The organism is Actinoplanes aureus, assembly GCF_015704865.1.
In the GTDB taxonomy this organism is placed as follows: domain Bacteria; phylum Actinomycetota; class Actinomycetes; order Mycobacteriales; family Micromonosporaceae; genus Actinoplanes; species Actinoplanes aureus.
Map to the genome: position 1 here is coordinate 299,877 of NZ_JADQTO010000002.1, position 24,548 is coordinate 324,424.

Annotated in this window: 31 protein-coding genes and 1 pseudogene; 21 read left to right on the top strand and 11 right to left on the bottom strand. The window is 67.4% G+C overall.

Annotated features, from left to right (window positions below; translation table 11 throughout):
• Positions 1–85: 85 nt before the first annotated feature.
• On the bottom strand, positions 86–499 hold the full coding sequence (locus I4J89_RS04305; RefSeq protein ID WP_196412491.1) for a PH domain-containing protein: 414 nt from the start codon (positions 497–499) through the stop codon (positions 86–88).
• A gap of 87 nt (positions 500–586) precedes the next feature.
• Between I4J89_RS04305 and I4J89_RS04310 the strand changes: the two genes are divergently transcribed.
• Positions 587–1,075: a hypothetical protein gene (locus I4J89_RS04310; protein ID WP_196412492.1), complete on the top strand. Its 489-nt coding sequence runs from the start codon at positions 587–589 to the stop codon at positions 1,073–1,075.
• A 144-nt stretch (positions 1,076–1,219) separates the two neighbouring features.
• Here I4J89_RS04310 and I4J89_RS04315 read toward each other — a convergent pair whose 3' ends face one another.
• Complete coding sequence (locus tag I4J89_RS04315) at positions 1,220–2,098, bottom strand: transketolase family protein (protein ID WP_196412493.1); 879 nt, start codon at positions 2,096–2,098, stop codon at positions 1,220–1,222.
• A gap of 8 nt (positions 2,099–2,106) precedes the next feature.
• The gene (locus I4J89_RS04320; protein WP_196412494.1) at positions 2,107–2,862 is read right to left on the bottom strand and encodes a thiamine pyrophosphate-binding protein; all 756 of its coding nucleotides are present in this window, start codon (positions 2,860–2,862) and stop codon (positions 2,107–2,109) included.
• A gap of 46 nt (positions 2,863–2,908) precedes the next feature.
• On the opposite strand from I4J89_RS04320, the gene soxR reads away from it, so the two are divergent.
• Positions 2,909–3,352, top strand: coding sequence for a redox-sensitive transcriptional activator SoxR (gene soxR, locus I4J89_RS04325; RefSeq protein ID WP_196412495.1), 444 nt, complete (start codon positions 2,909–2,911; stop codon positions 3,350–3,352).
• A gap of 1,345 nt (positions 3,353–4,697) precedes the next feature.
• Here the strand turns inward: soxR and I4J89_RS04330 are convergent.
• Both I4J89_RS04330 and I4J89_RS04335 read right to left on the bottom strand, forming a co-directional pair.
• Positions 4,698–5,867, bottom strand: coding sequence for a tyrosine-type recombinase/integrase (locus I4J89_RS04330; RefSeq protein WP_196412496.1), 1,170 nt, complete (start codon positions 5,865–5,867; stop codon positions 4,698–4,700).
• A 68-nt stretch (positions 5,868–5,935) separates the two neighbouring features.
• Positions 5,936–6,358, bottom strand: coding sequence for a helix-turn-helix domain-containing protein (locus I4J89_RS04335; protein ID WP_196412497.1), 423 nt, complete (start codon positions 6,356–6,358; stop codon positions 5,936–5,938).
• A 217-nt stretch (positions 6,359–6,575) separates the two neighbouring features.
• Between I4J89_RS04335 and I4J89_RS04340 the strand changes: the two genes are divergently transcribed.
• The 14 genes from I4J89_RS04340 (at position 6,576) to I4J89_RS04405 (ending at position 13,649) form a co-directional block, all read left to right on the top strand.
• Positions 6,576–6,812, top strand: coding sequence for a helix-turn-helix domain-containing protein (locus I4J89_RS04340; RefSeq protein WP_196412498.1), 237 nt, complete (start codon positions 6,576–6,578; stop codon positions 6,810–6,812).
• A complete protein-coding gene (locus tag I4J89_RS04345; protein WP_196412499.1) occupies positions 6,812–7,003 on the top strand; it encodes an excisionase family DNA-binding protein in 192 nt (63 codons plus the stop codon). The genes I4J89_RS04340 and I4J89_RS04345 overlap by 1 nt, the downstream gene beginning before the upstream one ends.
• Before the next feature lie 137 nt (positions 7,004–7,140).
• A complete protein-coding gene (locus I4J89_RS04350; protein WP_196412500.1) occupies positions 7,141–7,386 on the top strand; it encodes a hypothetical protein in 246 nt (81 codons plus the stop codon).
• Positions 7,383–7,625, top strand: a complete 243-nt coding sequence (locus tag I4J89_RS04355; RefSeq protein ID WP_196412501.1) for a hypothetical protein — start codon at positions 7,383–7,385, stop codon at positions 7,623–7,625. Before I4J89_RS04350 ends, I4J89_RS04355 begins: the two co-directional genes overlap by 4 nt.
• On the top strand, positions 7,618–7,872 hold the full coding sequence (locus I4J89_RS04360; RefSeq protein ID WP_196412502.1) for a hypothetical protein: 255 nt from the start codon (positions 7,618–7,620) through the stop codon (positions 7,870–7,872). The genes I4J89_RS04355 and I4J89_RS04360 overlap by 8 nt, the downstream gene beginning before the upstream one ends.
• The gene (locus tag I4J89_RS04365; protein WP_196412503.1) at positions 7,869–8,882 is read left to right on the top strand and encodes a Rad52/Rad22 family DNA repair protein; all 1,014 of its coding nucleotides are present in this window, start codon (positions 7,869–7,871) and stop codon (positions 8,880–8,882) included. The genes I4J89_RS04360 and I4J89_RS04365 overlap by 4 nt, the downstream gene beginning before the upstream one ends.
• Complete coding sequence (locus I4J89_RS04370) at positions 8,879–9,115, top strand: hypothetical protein (RefSeq protein WP_196412504.1); 237 nt, start codon at positions 8,879–8,881, stop codon at positions 9,113–9,115. Before I4J89_RS04365 ends, I4J89_RS04370 begins: the two co-directional genes overlap by 4 nt.
• A gap of 5 nt (positions 9,116–9,120) precedes the next feature.
• Positions 9,121–9,312 (top strand): hypothetical protein, encoded by a 192-nt coding sequence (locus I4J89_RS04375; RefSeq protein ID WP_196412505.1) that lies wholly within the window; start codon positions 9,121–9,123, stop codon positions 9,310–9,312.
• Positions 9,309–9,536 carry a hypothetical protein gene (locus tag I4J89_RS04380; RefSeq protein WP_196412506.1) on the top strand — a complete coding sequence of 76 codons (228 nt, stop codon included), beginning with the start codon at positions 9,309–9,311 and terminating at the stop codon, positions 9,534–9,536. Before I4J89_RS04375 ends, I4J89_RS04380 begins: the two co-directional genes overlap by 4 nt.
• Before the next feature lie 69 nt (positions 9,537–9,605).
• Positions 9,606–10,472, top strand: a complete 867-nt coding sequence (locus I4J89_RS04385; protein ID WP_196412507.1) for a hypothetical protein — start codon at positions 9,606–9,608, stop codon at positions 10,470–10,472.
• A 181-nt stretch (positions 10,473–10,653) separates the two neighbouring features.
• Complete coding sequence (locus I4J89_RS04390; protein WP_196412508.1) at positions 10,654–11,367, top strand: hypothetical protein; 714 nt, start codon at positions 10,654–10,656, stop codon at positions 11,365–11,367.
• A 139-nt stretch (positions 11,368–11,506) separates the two neighbouring features.
• Complete coding sequence (locus tag I4J89_RS04395; RefSeq protein WP_196412509.1) at positions 11,507–12,157, top strand: hypothetical protein; 651 nt, start codon at positions 11,507–11,509, stop codon at positions 12,155–12,157.
• Positions 12,154–12,405, top strand: a complete 252-nt coding sequence (locus tag I4J89_RS04400; RefSeq protein WP_196412510.1) for a hypothetical protein — start codon at positions 12,154–12,156, stop codon at positions 12,403–12,405. The genes I4J89_RS04395 and I4J89_RS04400 overlap by 4 nt, the downstream gene beginning before the upstream one ends.
• Positions 12,406–12,671: 266 nt before the next feature.
• Positions 12,672–13,649, top strand: coding sequence for a pentapeptide repeat-containing protein (locus I4J89_RS04405; RefSeq protein ID WP_309238180.1), 978 nt, complete (start codon positions 12,672–12,674; stop codon positions 13,647–13,649).
• A 205-nt stretch (positions 13,650–13,854) separates the two neighbouring features.
• Here I4J89_RS04405 and I4J89_RS04410 read toward each other — a convergent pair whose 3' ends face one another.
• The gene (locus I4J89_RS04410) at positions 13,855–14,091 is read right to left on the bottom strand and encodes a hypothetical protein (RefSeq protein ID WP_196412512.1); all 237 of its coding nucleotides are present in this window, start codon (positions 14,089–14,091) and stop codon (positions 13,855–13,857) included.
• Positions 14,092–14,297: 206 nt separating this feature from the next.
• A pseudogene (locus tag I4J89_RS04415) lies at positions 14,298–14,593 on the bottom strand (type II toxin-antitoxin system VapB family antitoxin).
• 56 nt (positions 14,594–14,649) lie between these two features.
• Between I4J89_RS04415 and I4J89_RS04420 the strand changes: the two are divergent.
• A complete protein-coding gene (locus I4J89_RS04420) occupies positions 14,650–14,880 on the top strand; it encodes a hypothetical protein (RefSeq protein WP_196412513.1) in 231 nt (76 codons plus the stop codon).
• Positions 14,881–15,057: 177 nt separating this feature from the next.
• On the opposite strand, the gene I4J89_RS04425 is transcribed toward I4J89_RS04420, so the two are convergent.
• On the bottom strand, positions 15,058–15,294 hold the full coding sequence (locus I4J89_RS04425) for a hypothetical protein (RefSeq protein ID WP_196412514.1): 237 nt from the start codon (positions 15,292–15,294) through the stop codon (positions 15,058–15,060).
• Between the two features lie 865 nt (positions 15,295–16,159).
• Positions 16,160–16,396, bottom strand: a complete 237-nt coding sequence (locus I4J89_RS04430) for a hypothetical protein (protein ID WP_196412515.1) — start codon at positions 16,394–16,396, stop codon at positions 16,160–16,162.
• 1,019 nt (positions 16,397–17,415) lie between these two features.
• Here I4J89_RS04430 and I4J89_RS04435 point away from each other — a divergent pair.
• Positions 17,416–17,925, top strand: a complete 510-nt coding sequence (locus tag I4J89_RS04435) for a helix-turn-helix domain-containing protein (RefSeq protein ID WP_196412516.1) — start codon at positions 17,416–17,418, stop codon at positions 17,923–17,925.
• On the opposite strand, the gene I4J89_RS04440 is transcribed toward I4J89_RS04435, so the two are convergent.
• Positions 17,897–18,346 (bottom strand): hypothetical protein, encoded by a 450-nt coding sequence (locus tag I4J89_RS04440; RefSeq protein WP_196412517.1) that lies wholly within the window; start codon positions 18,344–18,346, stop codon positions 17,897–17,899. The two genes, I4J89_RS04435 and I4J89_RS04440, sit on opposite strands and share 29 nt — an antisense overlap.
• Positions 18,347–18,387: 41 nt before the next feature.
• On the opposite strand from I4J89_RS04440, the gene I4J89_RS04445 reads away from it, so the two are divergent.
• Positions 18,388–19,659 carry a PBSX family phage terminase large subunit gene (locus I4J89_RS04445; RefSeq protein WP_196412518.1) on the top strand — a complete coding sequence of 424 codons (1,272 nt, stop codon included), beginning with the start codon at positions 18,388–18,390 and terminating at the stop codon, positions 19,657–19,659.
• On the opposite strand, the gene I4J89_RS04450 is transcribed toward I4J89_RS04445, so the two are convergent.
• Entirely contained in the window at positions 19,656–20,294 is a 639-nt protein-coding gene (locus I4J89_RS04450; protein WP_196412519.1) for a hypothetical protein, read from the bottom strand. The genes I4J89_RS04445 and I4J89_RS04450 overlap by 4 nt on opposite strands.
• Positions 20,295–20,347: 53 nt before the next feature.
• On the opposite strand from I4J89_RS04450, the gene I4J89_RS04455 reads away from it, so the two are divergent.
• Together I4J89_RS04455 and I4J89_RS51405 are read left to right on the top strand one after the other, a co-directional pair.
• On the top strand, positions 20,348–21,943 hold the full coding sequence (locus tag I4J89_RS04455) for a phage portal protein (RefSeq protein ID WP_196412520.1): 1,596 nt from the start codon (positions 20,348–20,350) through the stop codon (positions 21,941–21,943).
• A gap of 3 nt (positions 21,944–21,946) precedes the next feature.
• Positions 21,947–24,514 carry a phage minor capsid protein gene (locus I4J89_RS51405; RefSeq protein WP_196412521.1) on the top strand — a complete coding sequence of 856 codons (2,568 nt, stop codon included), beginning with the start codon at positions 21,947–21,949 and terminating at the stop codon, positions 24,512–24,514.
• The last annotated feature ends 34 nt before the right edge of the window (positions 24,515–24,548 follow it).

Consider the following 24,548-nt stretch of genomic DNA (forward strand, 5'->3'; position numbering starts at 1 on the left):
CGCCGGATTCCCACCGTCCCGCCGGTCCCGCGCGACCGGCTGCCCGCTCCCGGCCCCAGCGCGACCGCCGGGAAAGGGCGCGCCGTCAGAGGGCCGCGGTGCGGCGCAGGTCGCTGAGCTTCAGGGCGACGTCCTCGGGCAGGGCACCGAGGTCGTGGGCGCCGTACTGGTAGATGGTCTCGCCGGCGTCGATCTCCAGCAGCTCGCTGCGCAGGCCGCGGCGGACGGTGCGTTCCACCCGTACCCGCTCGATCTGCGACCAGGGCAGGTGCCGGCGCCGGGCGAAGCCGGTGAGCACGGTGACGCCGTCGGCGTCCGCCGCCAGGCGGACCGGCAGGAACAGATCGCGCAACGCCCACCCGGTGAGGCCGGCCGCGACGACCGCGGCCAGGACCCAGCGCACCGGGTCGCCCTCGGCGAACGCCGCGGCGAGAACCACGATGGCGACCGCACCCATCAGCTTGGAGACCGGCAGGACCGGTCGGACGCGCCACTGCATGCGTTCACTATGGCAGCCGGGCTGTTGTAATTCGATATTCAGAGGGGCCGGCCGCCTCCTCGCCGTTCATCTCCCGTTAAACATCACATGGACGTGTTCTCAAGTACGTTCCACATCGCCGCCGAAGCCGGGTCGGTCTCCCTCCCGACGGCGAACCGGCACCTGTCGATATTCCAGAACTGTGTCGACCAGGACGACCCCGCGGTCCTCGTGACCCGCTGCGTCCGTCCCGGAGCACCACTGTCCGGCGACTACCACCTGCTGCTCACCCAGCGCAGGCTGGTGATTCTCCGGGAGACCCGGCCGCTGCACCGCTTGCGGCTGCACCTCAACGCCAACCTGCGGCACCTGTGCAACGTGACCTGGCGGCTCGATCTGGCCAAGCCGGCCGTCGAGATGTCCGCCACCGCGATGGACGGGGTGCGCGAACGATTCCGGATGCGGCTGGGTGACGAGGCCGCGGTGTGGCATGCCGAGGAGTTGCTGCGGCAGGTCTTCGAGGGCCGGCGTGGTGAGCGGGTGTCCGTCCCGGTGCGGAAGCCGCGAAGCTCCTCACCTGCGGTCGCTCTGGCGTAACAGCTCCGCTCACTTGCCCGCGCCTCTGTTGCCTGTGCCTCTGTTGCCCGCGCTTCAATTGTTTGTGCCTCAGTCGTTTGTGCCTCAGTCGTTTGTGCCTCAGTCGTTCGTGTCTCAGTCGTTCGTGTCTCAGTCGTTCGTGTCTCAGTCGTTCGCGCCGAGGAAGGCGTTGATCGATCTGCGTAGGCCGGCCGCGTCGAGACCGTGCTCGCGGGCGTGGTCGCGCCAGGAGCCGTAGCGGCGGATCTCGGTTCGTCCGACGCCGAGGTACAGCGCCCGGTGCGGCATTCCGTTCAGCGCCTCGCCCACCAGCCGCGCCGACGTACCGGCCAGGTACGGCTCGACGAGCACCACCTCACCCCCGGCGAGCGCTCGCAACCCGTCGGTGTCGAACGGCCGCGGCGTGTTCGTGTAGGCCACCGTCACGTCGAGGTCCCGGGTCGCCTCCAGCACCGGATCGAGCATCGGACCGACCGCGACCACCAGCGGCCCGCCCCGCTTCAGCACACGCAGGCTCCCGCCGTCCGGGTAGGGGCCCTTGTTCTCCTGCACCGAAAGCCGGATGTAGACCCGATCGTCGTGCCGGGCGGCGGCACGCAACAGCCCCGGCACCTCGTCCCGGTGACCCGGCACGTGCACCGTCCACCCTTCGAGCGTGTCCAGCAGCGCGACGTCGCCGGGCGACTGGTGTGTGTAGCCCTCCTCCGCCGCGTCGTACGAGGCTCCGATGCTGACCAGCACCGCGCCCACGTCCTGGTGTGCGAAGTCGAGCTTGATCTGCTCGTAGGCCCGGTCGACGAGGAACGGGGCGTACGAATGCAGGATCGGCCGGAGCCCGGTGAGCGCCAGCCCACCGCCCACCCCGGCCATGAGTTGCTCGCGGATGCCGACATTGAAGACGCGGTCCGGATGCCGCTGCTGAGCCGTGCGGAACGACGAGGCGGAGATGTCCGCGAGCACCAGCGCGGTGCGCGGGTCGTCGGAGAGCAGGTCGGTGGTGGTGTCGATGAAGGTTTCCCGCATGGCCGGCCTCATTTCGTCTCTACGGCGGCGACGACCAGGTGCGGCCGGCCGGTGACTCGCAGGGCGCGTTCGATCTCGTCGTGGTCGCGCCCGTTCACCACGGAGACACTCCACCCCGGGAAGCGAGCGGGTATCCCGACGGACAGCCCGGCGCGTAGGTGGTCGCCCTCGCCGCCTCCGGCGCCCTCGATGCCGGGCCAGGTAGGCGCCCCGTCCCATCCGCCCGGCCACCCGTGGGTCGACGACTGGTTGTCGATCACGATGGCGGTGAGCGGCAGCTGGATCGCGGCCGCGTACGCGATCGCCTCATGGTTCGAACCCTCGTCCAGCTCCGCGTCGCCGAGCAGCACGAACGTCCGGCTGTCCAGGAAGCCCTGCGCGCGCAGACCGAGCGCGGTGCCGACCGCGACGCCGAGGCCGTGACCGAGGGAGCCGGTGCCGATTTCGACGCCGGGGATGAGCACCCGGTCCGGGTGGTGCCCGAGCCGGCTGTCCCACCCGGCCAGGTCGTCCAGCCAGTCCTCGGGGATGAAACCCTTGGCGGCCAGCACCGCGTAGTAGGCCGCGGGCCCGTGACCCTTGGAGAGCAGGAACCGGTCGCGGTCCGGCTCGTTCGCGGTCTCCGGCGTGATTCGCAGCACACGGTCGTAGAGGACCCAGAGCACGTCCAGTGTGGAATGCGCGCTGAGCGCGTGTTTCTCGTCGCCGGTGATCCGGCTGAGCAGCGGATGTAGCGGGTGTCTCGATGCGGTCACAACAGTCATGTGCATAGGCTGCAACTTAAAGTTCACTTCAGCTCAAGGAGTCCGCATGGAGACGCTGACCATCGGCGATCTGTCCGCCCGCAGCGGCGTGGCACCCTCGGCGTTGCGCTTCTACGAGCGGGAGGGCCTGATCCACTCCACCCGTACCAGCGGCAACCAGCGGCGATACGAGCGAGCCGAGCTGCGCCGGGTGGCCTTCATCAAGATCGCTCAGCAGGTAGGGGTGTCACTGGAGGAGATCCGCACCGCGCTGGCCTCCCTGCCGGAGAACCGGACACCCACAAAGGCAGACTGGTCCCGTCTATCCGCGCGGTGGCGCCACAAACTCCAGGAACGAATCACCGTGCTGGAGCGGCTCCGCGATCAGCTAACCGGTTGCATCGGCTGCGGCTGCCTCTCGCTGCAACGCTGCAACCTGGTAAACCCCTCCGACCAGCTAGCCCTCCGCGGCGTAGGCCCTCAGATGATCCTGAACCCGCCCGCAGAGTAAGAGGGCGTGGACCCGAACGATGAGTCCGCGTGACGCGTTCGGCGTCGGCGCCATTCGCTTGCGGCTTGCAGGGCCGCTTGCGGCCAGCCAGCGGCCGGGGCGCCTGCTCGCGGTGTGTGGCGCCGGTTGCGGTCGGCCGGTGGTTGCTGGCCAGCGGCCGGGGTGGCTGCTTGCGGTGTGTGGGGACGGTTGCGGCCAGCGGGTGGTTGCCGACTGCCCGTCCGGGCATGGGCGGGTGTGGTGTGGATCACCGAGACAGCCATTGCTGCTAGCTCGGTGGTCGACAAGGCGCGGGTCTGCGGGCCGGCTATGCGCGAAGGCTGCTTCAACGGCCGCCAAGCAGCCCTCGCGCACAGCCGAATGATCAAATAGGCCGAAAAGGCGGACCCGGCTTTGCCTGATGGCTGTCACCGCCTCCCGGGGGCTGCGCTGGGCTGCACCGAGCCGAGCCGAGCCGGGCCGCGCTGGCCGCGCTGGGCCGCGCTGGCCGCGCTGGCCGCGCGGGGCTGGCCGCCGCGTGCCGGCTCACCGCGCGACCGCCGCAACGGCCATTCCTGGAACGGTCACCTACCAGGCCTTGACCGCGAAAGATGTCGAGCTCGCACTCTCCGGAGCGGCGAGGCGTCTCCCGGAATCCAGTTAGGAGCGCATGGTGCGGTCAGGGCCTCGCTGAAGAGGCAGAGGCGGCGCAAGCGGAGTTCAACCGCATGTCACTGGAACGACTCGCGACGTTCGAGGGCGGTGCCACGCGACTCAACGAAGCGCGCAGTGAAGCCGTGGGAGACGAGCCGTGAACGCCTTCATCCGGTGGCGAATCGCCTCTTCATCGTCTTCTCAGCCCTCGCCTTGGGCTGGCCGCTCTTGGTGACTGGACCTACTGGGCATCGAAAGTCCGGCTCGGCGCGCGGTCACAGCGTTCGTGTTTGTCATGTTCGCGGTCTGCCTGAGGCTCAGCGTCTCCATCGGTACCAATCGCGTGGCGGCGTGTGGTTACTGTGCTGCTCTTCCTCGGCCTGGGCTTCGGCGTCGCGTGGGCGCGCACCATGGTTGCCGAGCGAGGCTGCCCGTCGATGGCCCGAAGCGAGGCCGAGCAGCGACGACAGCAGCGACAGCACAGCCGCTGCCGATGCCCGTGGTCGCGCGATGGTCGCGACGAGCGAGATCGAGCGGGTCGCGGTGAGACCGAGCGCTTAGCACACAGGACCCCCGTTGCGCTGCGTTTGCGCAGTTCAGCGGGGGTTTCTGCTGCTCGTGAGAGAGCGGAGGGCGTGTGATTCGAACCCAACCAATGGGCCTGACCAGGGGATTCACTCCCTGGCCATGGCCAGGATTGGACCGAAGTTGATCAGGATTCAACTGCGTTCGACAGGGCTGGCACCCCCCACGCTCCCCCCACGACGTCTCTCCCCATAAGGGCGCTGCTGATCGTCTGCACGATCGCCTCCCCCACCTCCGGCATCAGGTGCCCATAAAGGTCCGAGGTCACCTTGATCGAGCTGTGCCCGAGCATCCGCTGAACGGCCGTCAACGGCGTGCCGGCCGAAATCAGCAGGGAAGCCACGGTGTGGCGAAGATCGTGAAGCCTGAGTCCGGTCAGACCGGCGAGCTCGCAGATCTTGCGCCAGATCCTCTGCCGGAAGTTGCGCGTCACCGGCCGGTCGGAGTTCGGCATCGTGAACAGCAGGTCACCCCGCTGCTTTCCGGCGACCAGTGGCGTCAGGTCGAGCGCGAGTTCCTGGGTGATGCGCACCGTCCGCCGGGAGAACTTCGTCTTCGGTGTCGTGTAGATGTACTCGCCGCCGCCAGCCTCGTAGGCCGTCTGAACGACCGTCACCTTGCCTGCGAAAAGGTCGACCTTCCCGATGCGCAAAGCAAGGGCTTCCGAGAATCGCAGCCCAGTAGTAACGAGCAGCATTACAAGCGGCCGCCAATGGGCGTACTTCCCCGAACACGCCGCTAGCAGGCGCTCAATTTCCGGCGGCGTAAGAAACATCATCTCAATTTCCTCGCGCGGCGGCATGGGCGTCCGGTGCGCTGGATTGGCTGGAATCTTCTTCGCCTCCACCGCGCCTTGCAGAATCTTGTGCAGAACGCCGTGGGCATTGCGTACGGACTTGGGCGCCAACGGACGCCGGGCCGGACCGCCGTCGTCCGGGTCGGGTGTCCCGTTGACCAGCTTCCGTACCCAGTCCTTCACGACGGTCGCATCGACCTGGTCCAGCCGGTAATCGCCCAGCCAGCGCAGGATGTGCGTTCGCACGCGAGACCACTCGGTGCGCCTACTCGAGGGCTTCAGCCCGATCTCGTAGTTCGGCCAGAACTCGGCGATGAATTCCCGCATTGTGATTTTTCCGTCTTGCGGGTTGATGAAATTTCCCCGCGCGCGATCAACGCGAAGTCCATCCAACACCTTGCCGGCGACCGTCTTGTTGGGAAGCCCTGACTTGATTGTGGTTTTCCGTCCGGCGACTTCGTCACGAATACGCCAGGTGGGGCCGTGTTTCTCAATCCACATTGGACAGACCAATCCTGCGAACCGAAAGTCTAATGAGATGGGCGGGCAGTTAGCCCCGCATTGCGCGCTTAGGAGCTGCGCTTCCCGAGAGCTTGGCGCCGAAGTTCCTGAAGGGACGCGACCATATTGATCGACGGTTCGATCGTCGACACGATCTCGGCCCGCTCATCGTGGTCTGCGTTGCGATAGAGAACGATCAGCCGACGCAGGATCGGATCGAGGTCTGCAAGCGGATCCGCATCGTCGTCCTGGCCCTCGATCAGGCCGGCGACGGTGAGCAGCGAGCGGGCCGATTCCTCGGTGGCGGAGGCGATCCGAGTGATGGCGGTCGTGCTGGGCCTGGCTTTGCCGTTGCGCCAGTTTGAGATCGACGTGTGGCTGATGCCGGCCAGCTCGGCGAGCGCGCTGTCGTGGCGGATCCTGTGGCGCTCCTTGAGCTGGTCGAGCTGGGACAGGAAGGCTTCCCGCTCCGGCCATTCAATCGTGCGCACGTGCACGACATTAGGTATCTGTGCACGTGCTGTCACTCGTGTGCGCGCACGCACATCAGGATCAGGACCTTCTCTGACATGGGCACGGCCTATCGCCCGGACGTTGGTCAGTGCAAATGCTGTGTGCATGCACGCACACTAGCACTGGAAAACTTCTCCAGGAACCTCGTGATCTCCGCCTTGTGCGTGCGCGCACATGAGGGGTACGGTCTTGCACGTGCCATCACACGAACATGACGGCTTCGCCCTAAGGCTCGAACGCTTCGACGAGCTGACGGCCAACAAGGGCTGGAAGACCGACCAGCAGCGAGCCGCCGGCCTCGGCATCAGTCACACCACCTTGGGCCGCATCCGACGCGGCATCACCAAGCCGGGCACGCGGTTCATCGCCTCCGCCACGACCGCTCTCGACGTCTCGGTCGAGGACCTGTTCACCCCGACCGAGGCGGCCTGATGGAAGACCTCGAGCTGATCACCAAGGAAGAACTGGCCCAGCTCTTTCGAGTGCCCAAGAGCTTCGTCGACGAGGCGGTCACCGCCCGCCAGATCCTGTTCACGCGGCTCGGCAAGCGATACGTCCGCTTCTCCCGCGAGAACGTCCGGCAGATCCACGAGCAGGGCTTTGAGCCTGCCATGACGGCCTAACCAGGGCTTCCAGCCCTCAGAAATACGCCCAGCGGCCCCGCACAGCTCGCCAGCACGCCGGGACCGCCAGACGAAGGGAATCCTCCCATGACCCAGCTCAACAACGCGCTGAGCACCGCCGGGGGCGGTGAGCAGGCATGACCCGCGACGAGATCATCGCCATGATCATCGGCGGCGCGATGCTCGGCATCACCGGCGCGTTCGCAATCGACTTCCGGCGCCGCTACCGGCGCGCGAAGGCCCGCATCGACCAGCTCAGCGGCCACGTCTCCGCCGCCGAGCACCTCTTGCACCTCACCGACCCGGCGCGCACCCAGGAGGTCGCCGCGCTCGAGGCGCAGCTGGCCCTCCCCGCGCACGAGCGGCAGGAGGACGCCCGATGACGTTCGCCTTCTCCTCCGCTGGCCAGGCCGTGGCCGCTGGCGTCCTGGTCGCCATCGCCCTTCTCTTCCTGACTGGCGCCCTCGTCACCGTGGTCCTGGTCTGGTTCACCGAGCCGACCATCACCACCCGCCCGGCCGACACCGAGCCCGATCGGGCCATCCCGGACGAGGACACCGCGGTTTACACGACCCGGCCGTACCCGGGGCGGCACCGCGCGGTGGAGGTGCCCCGTGGCTGACCTCCGCGTTCACACCGTCCCGGTGCAGCCCTGCTGCGGTCTCGTCCCTGGCGAGTGTGAGTGCCTCAGCCCGGAGGCGGCCGCAGCCGAGATGGCCAGCCTGCTCCGCGAGCGGCCCCCGATTGTCATGCGCACCGGCCCCGCTGCGCAGGCCGCCATGGCACAGGCGGACGCCACCCACCCGCTGCTGATCGCCATGCGCGCCGCCGCCACGACCCGCTTTGATTCGGAGGGACAGCCGCGATGAGACTCCAGTTGACCGCTGAGCAGCACGCCAAGCTCCTCGAGGAGTTGCCCCAGTTCCGCGTCCGCGAGCTGCGCGGGCAGTCCCACCTCGAGGCATGGGACGTCCGCCGCACCCTCATCCGGATTTTCGGCTTCGGCGGCTTCGACATCGAGACCAAGAAGAAGGAGGTCGTCGCCCAGATCGAGCACCCGCCGACCAACCCGGGCGGCCGGTCTCGCTGGAGCGTCGTCTACACCGCTGAGATTCGCCTGACGATCAAGAACCCGGACGGCAGTGTCGGAGCCGTCTACGAGGATGGCGCATCCGGCGACAGCCAGAACCAGCCAAGCCTCGGCGACGCCCACGACCAGGCGCTCAAGACCGCGCTGTCGCAGGGCCTGAAGCGGTGCGCGGTCAACCTCGGCGATCAGTTCGGCCTCTCGCTTTACAACGGCGGCAAGACCAAGGCGGTCGTCAACCGGACCCTGGTCGGCGGGCCCGGTGCCGCCGCCCCGGCCGACCTGCCTGCCGACGAGGCGCCCGTCCAGGGAGAGCCGGAACCGCAGCACGACGCTCCGGCCAGTGAGCCAGAGACGTCGGCTACCCAGGCGGCCGGATCCGCTGCGGACCAGCTGGCCGAGCAGATCGCCGCCGCGAGCGACAAGGACCAGCTCGGAGCGGCATGGAAGGCCATCGGCGCGGCTACCAATGCGCAGGCGATCACGGTGGAGCAGCGCAACCACCTCCAGGAGGCGTGGAAGCGGCGTAAGGCTGAGGTACTGCCGAAGAATCCGGGCAACGACGCGGCCCGCCGCCACATGATGGCGCTCTTCGGCCAGGTCGGCTTGGCCGACAAGGCCGAACGCGACGCGCGGATGGCGTACGTGGTCGATGCCGTCCAGCGAGACGTGGCCAGCACCAACGACTTGACCGACGCCGAGGTCCGGGCCGTGATCGGCCGGCTGGAGCGGTGGATCGAGCAGGACACGCCGCCGCAGGATGCCGAGCTGGCCGGGACTGGTGCCCGATGAGCCACGACAAACTTGTCAACGCGGTCCTGCGCGTCGACGGTCTGATGGTCGACGGGAAGGACGGCCCCGCGGACCTGCGCACCCAGCTCGCCGACATTGACGCGGAGGCCTTGGCCGATCGGCTGTACGACCGGCTACGTGCCCGCGGCGTCAACGCCGACGACGCGCGGGAGCAGGCGGCCGAGCTGGCCATAGCGATGCTCGGCCTTGACCTGGCGGAGACGGCCCGGTGACCAGCATGCGCAAGCTCCACCGCCGCAACCTCGTCTGGCGCCGGTACGCCGAACGGACCGCCTGGAACCCCCGCCACACCCCGCCGATCTGGGCCCACCGGTGGATCTCGGACGGGCAGTGGCGGGCCTGGGTCCGCCTGAACCGGGAGCGTGAACGTCGCCAGGACATCGCTGCCCGCCGGTGGTGGCCCCAGTGACCGCCACGTCCGCACGTCGCCTCGTCGTCGAACACGGTCCCCGCACGACCGAGCGGGCCAAGCCGCACGAGTACGACGCCGACCCGGACAGCCCGGGAACGTGCCGCTGCCGACTGATCAAGGCGCACCGCCTGCACGATCCCGCCGCCGTCGCGGAGGCCGACGCCGTCGCCCGTGAGGGCCAGGAGGAGCAGCTGCGCCGCCTCGGCGAACGCCAGGACTGAGCAAATCCCTGCGGTCCGGCCTCACTTTCCCGGGGCCGGACCGCACCACCAAGAGCACGGAGTGAACCGTTGAGCGACCAATTCGACGAGGACCGCGCATCCGTGCGTGAGTGGACAGACGTCCTCGCTCGCATCCGGTTCGGCACGGTCAAAGTCGCCGGCCGCAACATCGCCGGATCGCGGATCAAGCTGGTCGCCGCCCGCCTCGCCGACTACGCCGACAGCGACGGATCCCGCGTCCGCCCTGGCCTGCCGCGCATCGCCGTCGACTGCGAGATCGACTACAGCAGCGCCAAGCGAGCCGTGCAGTACCTGACCAAGGTTGGCCTGCTCCGCCTCGTCCGCGCAGGCGCCCGGCCCGGCCACGCCGACGAGTACCAGCTGGCGATCCCCGTCAGCCTGCTCGACCGCGACGACCTCACCGTCTGGTCTCCGGCCAAGCACGCGATGGAGGTGGAGCGGGTCCGTGAGGCCACGCGGGGCCGGTACAAGAGGCAACCGCAGAGTCCCGACCCGGGCGACCTGCAGGGGCAGGAAGCACCCGCAGACAAGGCCGATAACAAGGACCTGCAGGTGCCTGATGAACCTGCAGAACCGGCCGACACCGACCGACCTGCAGGTGCCTCATGTACCGACATCACCCCACCTGCAGGTGCCTCATGCACTGACCTGCAGGTACATGAGGCACCCGCCACCGACCACAGACCTAGACACAACTACGACCGACCAACCGATGAAGACCTTCGTACGGCCGCAACTGGTCCGCGCGCACACGAGGCCGATGAGAACCCCACGATTTCTCCCCTCCCCGCTCTGTGCGAACACGGCCTCTCCTCGCGCCGACGCGCCGACGGAACCCCGTCCTGCGCCCTCTGCCGCCGTGACGTCGCCGCCAAGCCCCTCGCCCCGGTGATCCCGATCCGGTCAGCGTCATGATCCGCCACCGCACCCCCGGCGAGAAACGTACTCAGGCAGCCGCTGAGGCCGCCGTCGCCCGCGTCTGGGCCCGAGCCAGCCCACCACGGTCACCAGATGACGACACCCGCCTCGGCGAGCTCTACCCGTACATCACCCCCGCCCGAGCCCGACAGATCCGCCACGACCTCGAGGAGACCCAGTGCTGAACCTCCAGCCCCACAACCCGGCCGCCGGCCGACGCCCCTACATCGCCGCCGCCACCTTCTTCGCCCTCGAAGCCGCCGAAGCCCGAGCAGGCGCCCACCGCCTCGCCCACGACCAACTCGCCCTCGTCACCGGCACGCTCCTCGCCACCATCGACTCCTGGCACACCGGCGAAACCACCGTCGACGCCTACGAGAAGGCCCTGGCCGACGTCCGCCACACCCTCACCCGCGACATCGACAGCCTCCTGCCCGACAACCCACAACCCCTCATCGGCGAGGCGGCCGCGTTCTCGGTTCCTCCCGCGCGCACGCGGGAGACCCCGCAGACGTACGCGGATGCTCGAGCAGCCAGGGCGGTGCTCGGCCCGCTGCGCCAGCTGGTCCCGGACGAGCCCACCGCCGAGCTGCCGATGGCCGGCACCTGGGGACCGTACGAAACCGAACAGCAGGTGCACCTGGAGCCGCTGCCGGTCGCGATCAGCGAGCTGTACGACGCCGGGCTGATCCGCCCTGGCGATCCGGAGGGGCTGCTGCGGAACACGACGCTGGCGCACATGGTGGCCGCATGCGAGGCGGCCGGCGTCCGCCGTGGCGCGCACGACGATCGGGTCCTCGAGCGGATCGCCGGGTCCGGGCCGACCACGGCGCAGGTACTGATCGGCCTGATCCGGCGCGCCTACGCAGCCGGTGCGGACAGCGCGCAATGACCGCCACGACCTGGTCCGCGTGGGTTCTGCCGTCGGCATCGATCGACGTGGGGCCGCGGTCCGTACGGCCGCCGCCATAGCGACTGCTTCGCCCCTGCCGAAGCCGGGTTTGCGCCCGCGCGCCTGTGAAGGAAGCCTCATGAACGTCGAGAAACGAGATCGACTGTGCACGTTCACAGAACAAAACGACATATTGGCCCTGGCGCAACTTGCCCAGCCTGTACACCTTCGTGCTGGCGCCGCTCTCTGGTCCCTCCGAATCGCCCTAAACGCGCTGCATGACCGCTCCGACGAAGAGCACCGAGCGATCACCGAGGAGCGGGCCGCAGCCGCCGATCCGCTCAAGAGCCCGGCGTTGGGCCGCCGGCAAGCCCTCGGCGGCCACGGCGATCCCACCGGCGACGCCATCCTGGCGCTCGGCTTAGCCAGGTCCAACCGGTACGCCGACCTCCTCGGCGAGGTCCTGGATCAGCTGGACGGTGTCGCCAAGCACCTGCCCTCGGTGGGCGACTTCAGCCCGGTCGCAAGGATCGAGGCCGCGGTCCCCGCCATGAGCCCGGCCGCCGCCGACGCCACCCGGCTCCTCGCCGACCGGATCGACGGCCGGATCCGCCGGCTCATCCGCCTCGGCCACGACCGCCAGCTGGTGCCCCGCATCGCCTGCCCGGGATGTGACACCACCGGCCTCGTCGTGCGCACATCACCGCCGCTCGATCGACGGGTCATCGAGTGCTTCACCTGCGGCAACGCGTGGCCCAGGGCTGAGGTGCTGAGGAGCGTCGACGCGTGATCCAGGTGGCGGGGGAATGGTGGGGGACAGCGGCCGAGATCGCCGACCAGATTGGCCATGGCGTCACGGCGGCCACCGTTCGGCGATGGGCCGAACGGGACGATCTCACAGCCGTACGCACCGTGGACAGGGCAGGCCGCCGCCAGGTGCGATACCTGCTGGGCGAGGCGGTGGTGATCGAACGCGCGAAACGGCACGCCCACCGCGGCCGCCAGCGCGCACGCCGGACCACGAACGGCTTGCCATGACATCACGGCGTCGTGCCCTCAACTACCGCCACGTACCGTCTCGGTGGATGTACCCCGTTTGGCACTGTCCGGTCCAATGAGTCATGACGAACTTTCGGGATCGCTACCGCGCCGCCCGTGCCGGATGGAAGACCGCCGGAAACCCGTCAGATGGCACCAAACTTGGGCGACCAACGGCCTACGTTCGGAGCAGCCGGCGTCTACGCCCTCCGACGACGGCAGCAACTCCCGACCGGTGGCAACGCGGCACCGCGATCGGCGGCCTTGTGTCGGTCCTGCTCGTGGCAGTCGGGCTGTATCTAACCAACGACTACAACCGCGACCAATACCGTCTGCAACAAGGCAGCACCAGACAGCAGCAGGATCTCGCGCTCAAGGGCCAGCGGGCTGACCGGTTCGTCAAGGCGATCGACCAGCTTGGGCAAGAGGGCGACGACAAGCTAAGCATCCGGCTCGGCGGCGTCTACGCGCTAGAAACACTTATGCGGGAATCCGTCGACGACCGAGACACGGTCATCGAGGTATTGTGCGCGTTCATCCGCACCCACGCGCCTCGTCCTGACCCCATCCCAAAGACCGTGCCCACATCTCCGGAGGATGTCAGGGCCGCTATCTCCGTCTTGGGCCGTCGTCTCGCCCCTCAGAGCCACAGGTATCTGAACCTGAGCGGCACTCTGCTCGGTCTCCGCCAGATCGACCTGCGCAGTACGGCCCTGCGCAGTACGGACCTTAGCGACGCGGACCTGTCCGACGCGGACCTGTCCGGCGCGGACCTGAGCGGCGCGGACCTTAGCGACGCGGACCTGGTCGGCGCGGACGTGCGAGGCGCGGATCTGGTCGGCGCGGACCTACGAGGCGCGGACCTGGTCGGCGCGGAATTGCGATTCGCGGACTTGAGCGCCGCGGATCTGATCGGCGCGGACCTGCGAGCCACGGACTTGAGCGACGCGGACTTGAGCGACGCGGTCTTGAGTCCCGCGAACCTGAGCGGCGCGTACCTGCCAGGCGCGGACTTGAGCGGCGCGGACCTTAGCAACGCGGACCTGCGCGGCGCGTACCTGCGAGGCGCGGACCTAACCGCCGCGGACCTGGTCGGCGCGGACCTGCGAGCCGCGGACCTTGGCGACGCGGTTCTGAGCGGTACGGACCTGGCGTGCACGGCAATGGATCAACAGACGAAGTTGCCGCCGGGTACGGCGCACTCGGACCCCAAAGGCGGTGAAGGCCCCGGTTGCCAGCGGTAGGACGCCGCGAGTGCAGAGTCCGGCAGCCCGCAGATCAGCGGCGCCCCTTGACGCTGAGTCGATCATTGTTCACACTGGCGGCGGTAGGATTCTGCCTTCAGCCCGGAGACCACTGGTCCCGGGCTGTCGTGCATCCGGGGGTGGATGCGTTGAGGGGGGTGCTGGTGCGGGCCGACCGGGAAGCCGACCCGCACCGGCAAATAACTCAACGGCGACGGCGCAAGTAGATCGCACCAAGAATCAAACTGCCGAGCCCCAAAGCGCCGAAGAGAGCGAGCGCCACGATCGTGCCCGCGGTCTGGTTCTCTGTGGCCGTCAGGATCCCGATCAATCCGGCAGCCGACGTGGTGAACGCCGCGAAGCCGGCCATGGCAACCTTGCCGTCAGCGTCGGTGTTGTCGGTGCTACTGCCAGATGGGGATCGCTTCTGTAGTTTGGACATGTCGTCCTCTCTGTTGTGAGGCTCGTGAGAAGGCATCGCTAACGGGTTGGCGACACGACGGCCCGCTGCCTGGCGGGCCGTCCCCATTGGGGACCGATGGTCGCTCTTGACGCCTGGGCGGTGCACGCGCGACTAGAGATCGCCTCCGTTCCTGGATGGCGGATCGCTGGGACCCGCTCCTGACTTTTACGCTAACGGGTGAGCCGTCAGTCCTCCACGACCAATACACGGGCGTGGATCTGGTTGCGCTGTTGCAGCGCCGCCCGGAGCAGCCGGTACAGGCCGTCCTCTAGGTAGAGAGCGCCCCGGTACTCCACCACGTGGGGGAAGAGGTCGCCGTAGAAGGTGGAGTCCTCGGCGAGCAGCTTGTCGAGTGCCAACTCCCGCTTCGTGGTGATCAGGTCAGCGAGCCGGATCGGGCGCGGCGGATCTCGGCCCACGCCTTCAGCGTCGTGTGGTGATCGGGGTACGGGGCTCCGTCCCGGACCGCTTCGAACATCAGGGCGGGGAGCCGCTTGCGCGCCGCTATGGGGGCTCGAACAGAGACTGGAGAGCTTCATGCTGCCGCCGGCTCTGCAGCCTGGACAGTTCGACCCGGCAACCGAGCCGGAGAAGCAAGCCAAGTTCCGGCGGAAGGTCGCCGATGTGCAGCACCTCGTTGGGCATCTGATGAGCGGCAACGACTACTTCATCACCAGCGACGAAGACGACATGCTTAAGCCCCTCGAAGAGAGCGCGCATCCTCGAAGCCGCTTCCATCCGCGTTGTCGATCCGCGAGAGGCGCTTGATCTCGCTCGGCAATGATCGACGCAAGGTGAGTGCGTTGCTGGACGCTGAGTCGATCATTGTTCACACTGTCGGCGGCAGGATTCTGCCTAAAGCCCGGAACCCCGCCAAGGTCCCGGGCTGTTGTGCATTCCGCTCAGCTCCAAGAGCTGAGCCCATTCTCTTCCGCAAGCAGGCCACTACTCGCGCGGCCAGATGAGCACGGCTGCAACGAACTGCGGTAGCGCCGCAACGATCCCTGCCACGGTGATGGCGTACTTGACCGTGCTGTCTGGCGTGCCCCATTCTCCGGCAATCGCGAGGATGGTCGCGATCGCCGTAACGAAGCTGCCGGCGGCTAAAAACGCTGCGGTTAGGACGCGGGCGTGGTGCTTTTGGCTCCGGCTGTCAGGAGCTGATTTCTTCGGTACGTTCAACGTGTTGTCCGATCATGGTCGAGCTGTTACGAGGCGTCCTCTTTGGTTGGCGACGGGGCGGCTCGCTGGCAGGCGAGCCGCCTACTAGTCCTGCGACTAGATGGTCACATGTTGTGATGCCGTGCACCTCACACTCAGCTCCCTGGCTGAATCCCAACTCGGGCTTAGCCCGATCGGAACCACACTCAGCCCTCGCGCATGCGGAGTTGCTGACTGGCTGGGTGAGAGGCAAGGCGGCGCAAGCTCAATCGTCTAAATCGGACCCTCCCTTATGGCTAGTGCGTCGGTCGCCCCCACCGAACCGACGCCCGTACTGGCTGACAGGCGCGCGATGGGGGGTAGACATCGATCCTGACGCACGTCGCGGCATTAGGGTGCGACTTCGGCAATCTTGGTGAAGGCTTCAACCTGGAGTAAGGGGATCACTGACTGGTACCGCAATCTCGGTGAACGCCTTCAAGCCCTTCAAGCCGACGTAAGGGCCTTCTGATTGGCGCCAGTTTGTGGCCGATGTATCGCTAGATGGCAACTCGAGAGTCAGCGACTTGAGCGGCAGCAATCTGCAAGGTTTCCACTTGGCAGGTTGCACTGCATAGCACGGATTTTGTTGCTGGACCTGCCTATAGACGGATTTAGTTTGGGATGGGTCCTGGTGAGGCTTCAGTTCGCTTGTCCCGCTCGTCCGCCCATTGAAGACCATGCCCCGGCACGCCCTTCCCGTCGCTGATGACGACCGGCGCCGTGTCGCCGAGGGCCACGCCTAGGGCACGTCCGCAACGCCGTCGCTGCGAGATCCGTCGCCCCGGCATGACGGTACGCACACGGGCGGCGGTGTGGGCCGACCGGGAAGCCGGCCCACACCGGGTCACCGGCGCCGGATGTAGATCGCCGCCACCCAGAGCGCGCCGATCATGATCACGCCGAAGATGATGAGCGCGGTGACCGACAAGGACATGGGGATGGCCTCGAGGGCCGAGGCGGTCAGGATGCCGCCGATGCCGATGGCAGAGCCGCCCGCCGTCTTGAGGGCGACTCGTGCCACCCCGGCCGCGTGGTCGGGATCGTTGTGGTGTTGTCCGGGTTGGCTCGTTACGGTAGCCATGTTGCTCCTCGTAGGTTCTGGACCTGGCTTGGTCATTTCGGTGGAGCAGCACGACGGCCCGCCTGCCAGCGGGCCGTCCCCCGTTTCCGGGTTCCGCCGTGCTGCTTCCATTGAAGGTGACTGAATCGGATGCAGTGCCAACCAGCCCCTGCGTCAAGGCTGAGCAGCATCTCGCCCGGTGGCCACTCCTGGCTACAACGAGCGTTATAGTTGAGATGCTTTGTGACACGGTGGGCACCTCCTCCTAGCAATCAGTGACATTTTCGAGTGACGCACGTCATGGTTCTGTCTCGGCAATGTCATCCGAAACCACGTCATCGCGGCCAGCGACGAGTTGGTGGAACGCGGGCGAATCCAGTTGCACTTCCTGACTTCCGTCCTGTTATAGCGCCTAGTGGGCGTGCGTACACCCTGCAAGGGACTAGTAGTCGTTCGCCGTGCGGGACGCAGGCGGGAGGCCGCCGTGGGTTCGCCGCGAAGTGATCTCTGGGTGCTCCCAGTTGCCATGCTTGCCTTTGCGGGTCGGGAAGCTAGTGAATCTTGTCGGGCGGATGCGGCGTTGCGCTCGTCGGGCTGCGCGCTAATCGCCGGTCATTTCGCCGTCGGGCCGATGCTACAGATAAGGCGCCGCTGCTGAACGCGACGAGTAGGTCCAGTGTGGACAACTATTCCGTCCTTTCGGGCATTTTTCACACTCACAAAATTGTCCAGAAATGTGTGTGAGCTGCCGAGACGATTCAAGATCTGAGGCCTTGAGCGGCAGGAACATCGAGTGGGTGACGGTGGTCACACCCCGGCTGGCACTTGTATAGACCACCGTATAGACGACTCGGTGCAGCATATTTTCGGCGAGCCGGTGTAGCTTTTAGGTGCCCTAGTTGATAAGGCCACTGCGCCGTGTCGGACATTTATCGCAGCGCGGTGTAGTAATCGGCGCCTTGTAACTTAGGCATCCGTTCTTGAGCACAATGATTAAGCTATCAAATTTCGAGAGTTACTCCCCACTTCCGAGGTGACTCGTGGCGCGAGGACACCCACCCGTCACCAGCCAGGAACGGCGCCGCGTCGCCGAGCTCCACGCCGAAGGCAAGTCCCGTAACGCCATCGCCGCAGAGCTCGGCCGGTCTGGGCGCACCATCTCGAAGATCTGCGCCGAGCACCACCCGCCGCTGACCTTCGAACGCACCCGCACCGCGGCCGCCACCGCAGCGAAGAAGGCTGACGGCGCCGCACGCCGCGCCGAGCTCCAGCTCAACGCCCTGGACGCCGCCGGCAAGCTCATGGGCCAGATGTTCGCCCCGACCGTCGTCTACAACTTCGGCGGCAAGGAGAACGACTACAACGAGCGCTCGGTCAACGAGCCGCCGTTCCGCGACAAGCGCGACATTGCCACCGCGATCAAGGCGCTCGCCGACACCGCGCTGAAGCTCGCCGAGTACGACAAGGCCACCGGCCACGAGGATGAGCGTTCGATGCTTACCGACCTCCGCGAGGCCCTGATTAAGGCTCGTACCAGTGCAAACCCTTGATCCTGTGAGCCTCAGCAAGTCGACGCTTACGGTCCCGCCAAGCAGGCCGGGTGAACCACAAGCCGCCCAGGAACAGCACGACGGCAGGGACCAGGCCCAGCGGGCTATTCCAGATGGGGTCGATTTCGACGCCAGCCAAGTTCGCGACTACAAGCGATCCGCCCAGGAACGCAGTCCCGGCCGATGTCGTCAACTGCAGGTCTGCCAACCCGAAAAAGCGTGTAGCCAGGATGGCTCCCCAGGCCGCTGCGAGCAGGACGATCACAAGAGCAGACGCGATCGCCTTGGGCTCCCGGGGGAAGATGCCGAACAGCACGCCTCCGAGATAGATGATCGCCGCAGCAACAAGGTTGGCTAGAACGTTCACGCCGACGGCTGCGAGAAAAGACCGCCACGGGCGGGATTGTCCGGATGTGGTCACTCGCTGATGGTCCTTAATGCGCGCAACGTTGGCGGAGGCAGATGATCAATCTCAGCCATCTGCCCCTGTCGGAGAAGCAGATTGAGTACATCTGTGAGAGCAACGTCTTCGTCAACCTCGCCGAGGGCGCCATCCGATCGGGCAAAACCGCGTCCGGCCTGCTGCGCTGGCTGATGTACATCGCCGACCCGAAGACCCCGCGCACCGGCGACCTAGTAGTCACAGCCAAGACGTACGACACCGCGGTCAGGAACATCTTCAACCCGCTCCGCGACGGCGCCCTCTTCGGGCCGCTGGCCAAGGCCACCTCGTACACCCGGGGCGCACCGACCGCCACGATCCTCGGCACACAGGTCGAAGTCATCACCTTCAACGACGAGCGCTCCGAGAATCGACTGCGAGGCATGACGTGCCGCGGCGCGTACGTCGACGAGTGGTCCCTCATGCCTCGCTCCTTCCATGAGCAGCTTCTCGGCCGCTGCTCTGTCGACGGCAGCCAAATCTTCGGCAACACGAACCCGGATAACCCGCGCCACTGGCTAATGACCGAGGGCATCGAACGGGCGCGCCCAGGCGGCCCACTGGCCGGCGACTGGTACGTGCTGAAGTTCCTGCTCGACGACAACCCGGTGCTCTCTGAGACCGTGAAGGCCCGCTACCGGCGGCAGTACACCGGCCTGTACTACCGGCGGAACATCCTCGGCGAGTGGTGCGTGGCCGAGGGCACGGTCTACGACATGTGGGATCCGGCGAAACACGTGGTCAAGACGCTGCCGGGCATAGTCCGCTGGATCTCGCTCGGCGTGGACTACGGCACCACCAACCCGTTCGCCAGCCTGCTCCTGGGCATCGGCGTTGACGGCCGGATGTACCTGGCCCGGGAGTGGCGCTGGGACTCCAAGAAGCAGCAGCGCAGCCTCACGGACGCCGAATACTCGGCCCGGCTCCGTGCGTGGCTCGATCAGCTGGGCGTGCGCCCGGACTGGGTGTGCGTCGACCCCAGCGCTGCGAGCTTCTCGACGCAGCTGTTCCGCGACGGCATCACCCCCGCGCCGGCCGACAACGCCGTCCTCGACGGCATCCGGCTTATCGCCTCACTGCTGAGCGAGGGCCTGCTGTTCGTGCACGAGTCCTGTGCCGGCTGGATCGAGGAGATCCCCGGCTACGTTTGGGACGAGAAAGCCGCGCTCCTAGGTGAGGACAAGCCGGTCAAGGTCGGCGACCACTCGATGGACGCCGGCCGGTACGCCATCAAGACCCCGGAGGTGCTGTGGCGGCCACTAGTACGTGGCGCGTTGGACCTCGCCGGTTAGCATGCGGAAAGTTGGAACCATGTTTCTCCTTCCGCATCGGTTCCTGCGGGTGCGGTCCTCACCTCTGCAAGCCAGTGGTGGCCGTGTACGTCGACAAACCTGACTTCCAGCTTGACCTGGCACTTCGCCTCCAGCTTGGACTGTGCGCCGGGAGTAAAGCGTGTCAGGGAAAGGCCAATGTGGAGCCAATTTAACCGCTCCTTGTCGCCGCCTTTGATGACCGGAAAGCGTTTAGTCACGGGGGCATCGAAGCCGTCATCCGGAACTGTCGATTCCCGAAGAAGTCGGGCGGACACAGCAAGGATCGGGAGTGTTCCGAAGTTCTCGACGGAGCAAACAAAGTTTGTCACCAGGTATTTAGGGTCGGCTAATGGGCTGCTCGATTTTGTCTTATCTACCTGAATGTCCACCTCGTGCACGACGATTGTGCGCGCCTGTGACTCCAGGCTCGTGAGCTGCTCATGTTCGAGTCGTTGTACCTCTTGACGCCGAGTCTCTCGCTCATTCCTGAGTGCGCGCCCCTGCCAGATGAATGCTCCGATTGTTCCTATGGCGGCTGCGACGGTTGCCCATGCCTCAATCCAATCAGCATTAGTAGCGCCTTGATCTGCGGCTAACTGCACGAGTGATATCACGACATTCCACGGTAGGCCCGGGAGGGTCATTCACGCTACGGTTGGGAGACCTGGTGCCGATTCCGACCGGCGGCGCCTGGCCGCCCCCACACCTCACCCCCGCCTACGACGCCTACCGCGACTGGGACGCCTGGTATGCCGGCGACCCGGACGGCCTGCGCGCGGTCTACTCCGGCCGCGGCCCCCGCGGGCAGGTCCTTCCGCCGTCGCAGCGGGTACGGTCCGGGCAGTACGCCGGCGGCCTACTCGGTGCCGTCTCCCGCTTTCTCTGGGGCGCTCCGCCGCCAGCTGGTCAGCGCGATGGCCGGCTGCACGTGCCGCTCCCCGCCGACCTCGCCGCCACCTCAGCCAACCTGCTGTTCTCCGAGCTGCCGAAGATCACCCACGAGGACAAGGCGATCCAGGAACGCATCGAGCGGCTGGAGGAGGACGGACTCACCACGCTGCTGCTGCACGCCGCTGAAGCCGCGTCCGCGCTCGGCGACGTTTACCTCCGGCCCGTCGTTGACGAGGATGTCCTGCCCGGCCGCGCCTTTTTCGCCACGGTGCACGCCGACGGCGCGATCCCGCTGATCCGCTGGGGCAGGCTGGTGGAGGTCACGTTCTGGTCGACACTGCTGGTCGACGGCGACACTCACGTCCGGCTCCTCGAACACCACGAGGTCGTCGGTGGTGCGGGCCGAATCGTCTACGCCGTGTACGAGGGCACCAGCACCACGCTGGGCCGTCCCGTGCCGCTCACCGAGCACGCAGACGCTGCCCACCTCGCCGACCTCGTGGACGAGGAGAGCGCCCAGGCCACCGAGCTCGACCGGCTCGACGTCGTCCGGGTACCGAACGCCGGCCCGCAGCGCCGCTGGCGCACCAGCGGCCCGCTGAAGTACTTCGGCCGCAGCGACTTCGACGGCAACGAGCAGTTCTTCGACGCCCTCGACGAGACCTGGACCGACTGGATGCGCGACATCCGCCTGGCCCGTGGCCGGATCATCGTCCCGGCCTACATGCTCCAGTCCCACGGTCCCGGCCGCGGCGCCAGCTTCGACATGGAACAGGAAATCTTCACGCAGCTGGAGATGATGCCTGGCCAGCAATCCGGCCCGGCCATCACCGCGAACCAGTTCGCGATTCGGTGGCAGGAGCATCAGGCGACCGCTGACGCCATCGAGAAGGTCGCGATGCGGCACGCCGGCCTCTCCGCGCAAACCCTCGGCGAGGACGGCGGCGACGTCGCTATGACCGCCACCGAGGCCCAAGCCCGGGAGCGCCAATCGTTCACGACCAGGGGAAACCGGATCGGCACCTGGCGGCCGGCGATTGCCGAGCTGATCGAGCTGCTGCTCGCCGTTGAGCGTGCACGATTCCGCACCGGTCCCGAGCCGGATCGCCCGAACGTCGAGTTCGGCGACAGCGTCAGCGAGTCCCCGGAGACGCTGGCTCGCACCTTGCAGCTGCTCGAAGCCGCACAGGCCGTCTCCGTCGACACCAAGGTGCGGATGCTGCACCCCGACTGGGACGACCCCCAGGTCCGCGAGGAGGTCGAGCGGATCCAGAACGCCGGCGCGACTGCGACCGAGCCGGAGCTCACGCTCGGCCGCCTGGCTGGCAACCAGCCACCGGCCGACGACGGCGAGGAGAACCCCGAGGAGTAGCCGGTGGCCGTCGACCCGGACAAGATCGTCGAGATCGCCCAGGCCACCGTCAGCCTCTACCGGGCCGCCGAACACGCGCTGCTCCAACTCATCACGCGCCAGCTCGCCCAGGGCATCGACGCACCCGGCCGGGCCGTCGAGCGGATGACCAAGGTCGGCCAGCTGCGCACCGCGGCGGAAGACGTCCTCGGGCAGCTCGGCGACGCGGCCCCGGACTACGTCCGCGAGGCCCTGGCCGAGGCGTACCGGCAGGGCAACGCCAGCGTCCTCACCGACCTGCCAGCCGCTGAGGCCGCCAAGCTCGGTGCCGCCGATGCCCTCGACACGATCACCCGCACCAGCACGGTCGAGTCCCTGGCGGCCGCGCTGGTGCAGGACGTCGGCGCCAAGCACAGCAACATCCTGCGCAACGTCCTGGACGCCTACCGCACCGTCATCGCGCAGGCCACCGCGGCGAGCACCGTCGGCGGACTCTCCCGCCGCGACGCCGCCCAGCTGGCCTATGCCCGGCTCGTCGACCGCGGCCTGACCAGCTTCACCGACCGAGGCGGCCGCACCTGGCGGCTCTCCTCGTACGTCGAGATGGCGGTGCGGACCGTCACCCAGCGCGCCGCCGTCCAAGGCCAAACCGACCGGCAGCAGCGGCTAGGCCTGCCGTACGTCATGGTTTCCGACGAGGCGCAGGAGTGTGAACTCTGCCGGCCCTACGAGGGCAAGGTGCTGCGCATCAGCGCCGGACCCACCGGCAAGGTCCTGTCGTACTCGGGACCCAACAGCGCACCCGTGACGGTCACCGTCACGGCCACTCTCGACGAGGCCCGCGCTGCCGGCCTGCAACACCCCGGCTGCCGGCACTCGATCCGGACCTACCTGCCTGGCGTGACCAGGCTGCCCGAGCAGCCCACCGCCGACCCGGAAGGCGATGTCGCCCGGCAGCGGCAGCGGGCAATCGAGCGGCAGATCCGGCGCTGGAAAGAGCGCGAGGAGGCGGCGCTCAGCCCCGCATCGCGCGCTGCCGCGCGCGCGAAGGTCCGCGCGTGGCAGCGCGCGATGCGCGAGCACCTGCAGGCCAACCCGAAGCTGAAGCGGCAGCCCCACCGCGAGCAGATCGGCGCCGGGAACATCCCGCCCGCCCCGCCCGCCGGCGCGACCCGCCCGAACCCGAAGCCCACACCGCCACCCGCGCCACCGCCGCCGACACCCGCAGAGCTCATTGAGGCCGGAGACTTCTCCGGCCTCAAGCGTGTCGGCCCCCAGGCCGGTTCCAACCCGGGTGGCCTGTTCGAAGCCGACGACGGCACCCGCTGGTACGTCAAGGCGCAGAAGAGCGAGGACCACGCCAAGAACGAGGCGCTGGCGTCCGCGCTGTACCGCGAAGCTGGCATCGACACCCCGCGCGTGATCCGTGGCCGCGGCACGCCCGGCCTGGACGGCGAGCACCACACCGCCTCCCGGATCGTCGACGACGCAAAGGCCGACCTGACGTCGCGGCTCACCGACGAGAAGTACCGCGACCAGATCCGCGAGGGCTTCGCCGTCGACACATGGCTGGCGAACTGGGACGCGGTCGGCATGACGTTCGACAACATCGTCACCGGCGGCGACGGCAAGCCCTGGCGAATCGACCTGGGCGGCTCGCTGTTGTTCCGGGCCCGCGGCACACCGAAGGGCGACCGGTTCGGCGACGAGGTCACCGAGTGGTACTCGCTGCGGCACCGCATGACCGCCCCGCAGTCGGTGCAGGTCTTCGGCGCCATCCGGCGCCGGATACTGGTCCGCTCCGTAGAGCGAGTCAAAAAGATCACGCCGGAGCGGATCCGCGAGATCACCGCGGAGCATGGGCTCCCGGACCTTGGCGACCGGCTCATTGCCCGGCGCGACCAGCTGGTTAAGGGCCTGCCGAAGCTCCGCAAAGAGGCAGTGCGGCAGGAGACCTTCGACAAGGGCGTACGCAAGGCCAAGAAGGGCCAGGACGCGCTCGACGCAGCCGCCCGGCGGCTCACCGACAGCAGCAAGCTCGAGCCTCGCCCGGACGGCTGGACCCTGGACAAGACCTCGCAGTCCCAGGTTGCCCTCGGCCGTTACCGTGGTTCGAGCTACCGGGAGATCAACGAGTACCTGCGCAAGGACGGCAAGTTCAACACGTCCATGCAAGCCCGGATCGACCGGATCAGCGAGGCCATCGACGCCTCGCCGCTGCGCGACGACGTCCTGGTCTTCCGGGGCATCAGCGGCTTCGACACGATCCTCGGTACCGACTGGAACGACGTCGACCTAGTCGGTGTCGAATGGGACGACAAGGCATTCGCCTCCACCACGGCAGACCGCCGCGTGGCCGAGAACAGCTTCTCCGTCGGCGGGAACGGCTCGGTGGTCCTGCGCATCATCATGCGCAAGGGCTCCGGGGCTGTCCGGCTCTCCGATCTGGCCCCGCCGGATCGCCGCCCGGCTGGCATCAAGGAAGAGGCCGAGCTGCTCGCCGGCAAGCGTCAGCGACGTCGGATCGTCGCTGACCATGGCATTGACGACCGCGGAAGGCGGATACTGGACGTGGAGGTCATCGAGTCATGACGCAACCAGCTGGCCAAGAGCCGGCGTGGGATGA

Coding starts and splice junctions, on each gene's coding strand:
- I4J89_RS04345 (WP_196412499.1), top strand. CDS start 6,812: ATGGAAGACCTCGAGCTGATCACCAAGGAAGAACTGGCCCAGCTCTTT.
- I4J89_RS04395 (WP_196412509.1), top strand. CDS start 11,507: ATGAACGTCGAGAAACGAGATCGACTGTGCACGTTCACAGAACAAAAC.
- I4J89_RS04420 (WP_196412513.1), top strand. CDS start 14,650: ATGCTGCCGCCGGCTCTGCAGCCTGGACAGTTCGACCCGGCAACCGAG.
- I4J89_RS04320 (WP_196412494.1), bottom strand. CDS start 2,862: ATGACTGTTGTGACCGCATCGAGACACCCGCTACATCCGCTGCTCAGC.
- I4J89_RS04310 (WP_196412492.1), top strand. CDS start 587: ATGGACGTGTTCTCAAGTACGTTCCACATCGCCGCCGAAGCCGGGTCG.
- I4J89_RS04305 (WP_196412491.1), bottom strand. CDS start 499: ATGCAGTGGCGCGTCCGACCGGTCCTGCCGGTCTCCAAGCTGATGGGT.
- I4J89_RS04355 (WP_196412501.1), top strand. CDS start 7,383: ATGACGTTCGCCTTCTCCTCCGCTGGCCAGGCCGTGGCCGCTGGCGTC.
- I4J89_RS04445 (WP_196412518.1), top strand. CDS start 18,388: ATGATCAATCTCAGCCATCTGCCCCTGTCGGAGAAGCAGATTGAGTAC.
- I4J89_RS04330 (WP_196412496.1), bottom strand. CDS start 5,867: ATGTGGATTGAGAAACACGGCCCCACCTGGCGTATTCGTGACGAAGTC.
- I4J89_RS04375 (WP_196412505.1), top strand. CDS start 9,121: ATGCGCAAGCTCCACCGCCGCAACCTCGTCTGGCGCCGGTACGCCGAA.
- I4J89_RS04370 (WP_196412504.1), top strand. CDS start 8,879: ATGAGCCACGACAAACTTGTCAACGCGGTCCTGCGCGTCGACGGTCTG.
- soxR (WP_196412495.1), top strand. CDS start 2,909: ATGGAGACGCTGACCATCGGCGATCTGTCCGCCCGCAGCGGCGTGGCA.
- I4J89_RS04430 (WP_196412515.1), bottom strand. CDS start 16,396: ATGGCTACCGTAACGAGCCAACCCGGACAACACCACAACGATCCCGAC.
- I4J89_RS04315 (WP_196412493.1), bottom strand. CDS start 2,098: ATGCGGGAAACCTTCATCGACACCACCACCGACCTGCTCTCCGACGAC.
- I4J89_RS04410 (WP_196412512.1), bottom strand. CDS start 14,091: ATGTCCAAACTACAGAAGCGATCCCCATCTGGCAGTAGCACCGACAAC.
- I4J89_RS04350 (WP_196412500.1), top strand. CDS start 7,141: ATGACCCGCGACGAGATCATCGCCATGATCATCGGCGGCGCGATGCTC.
- I4J89_RS04365 (WP_196412503.1), top strand. CDS start 7,869: ATGAGACTCCAGTTGACCGCTGAGCAGCACGCCAAGCTCCTCGAGGAG.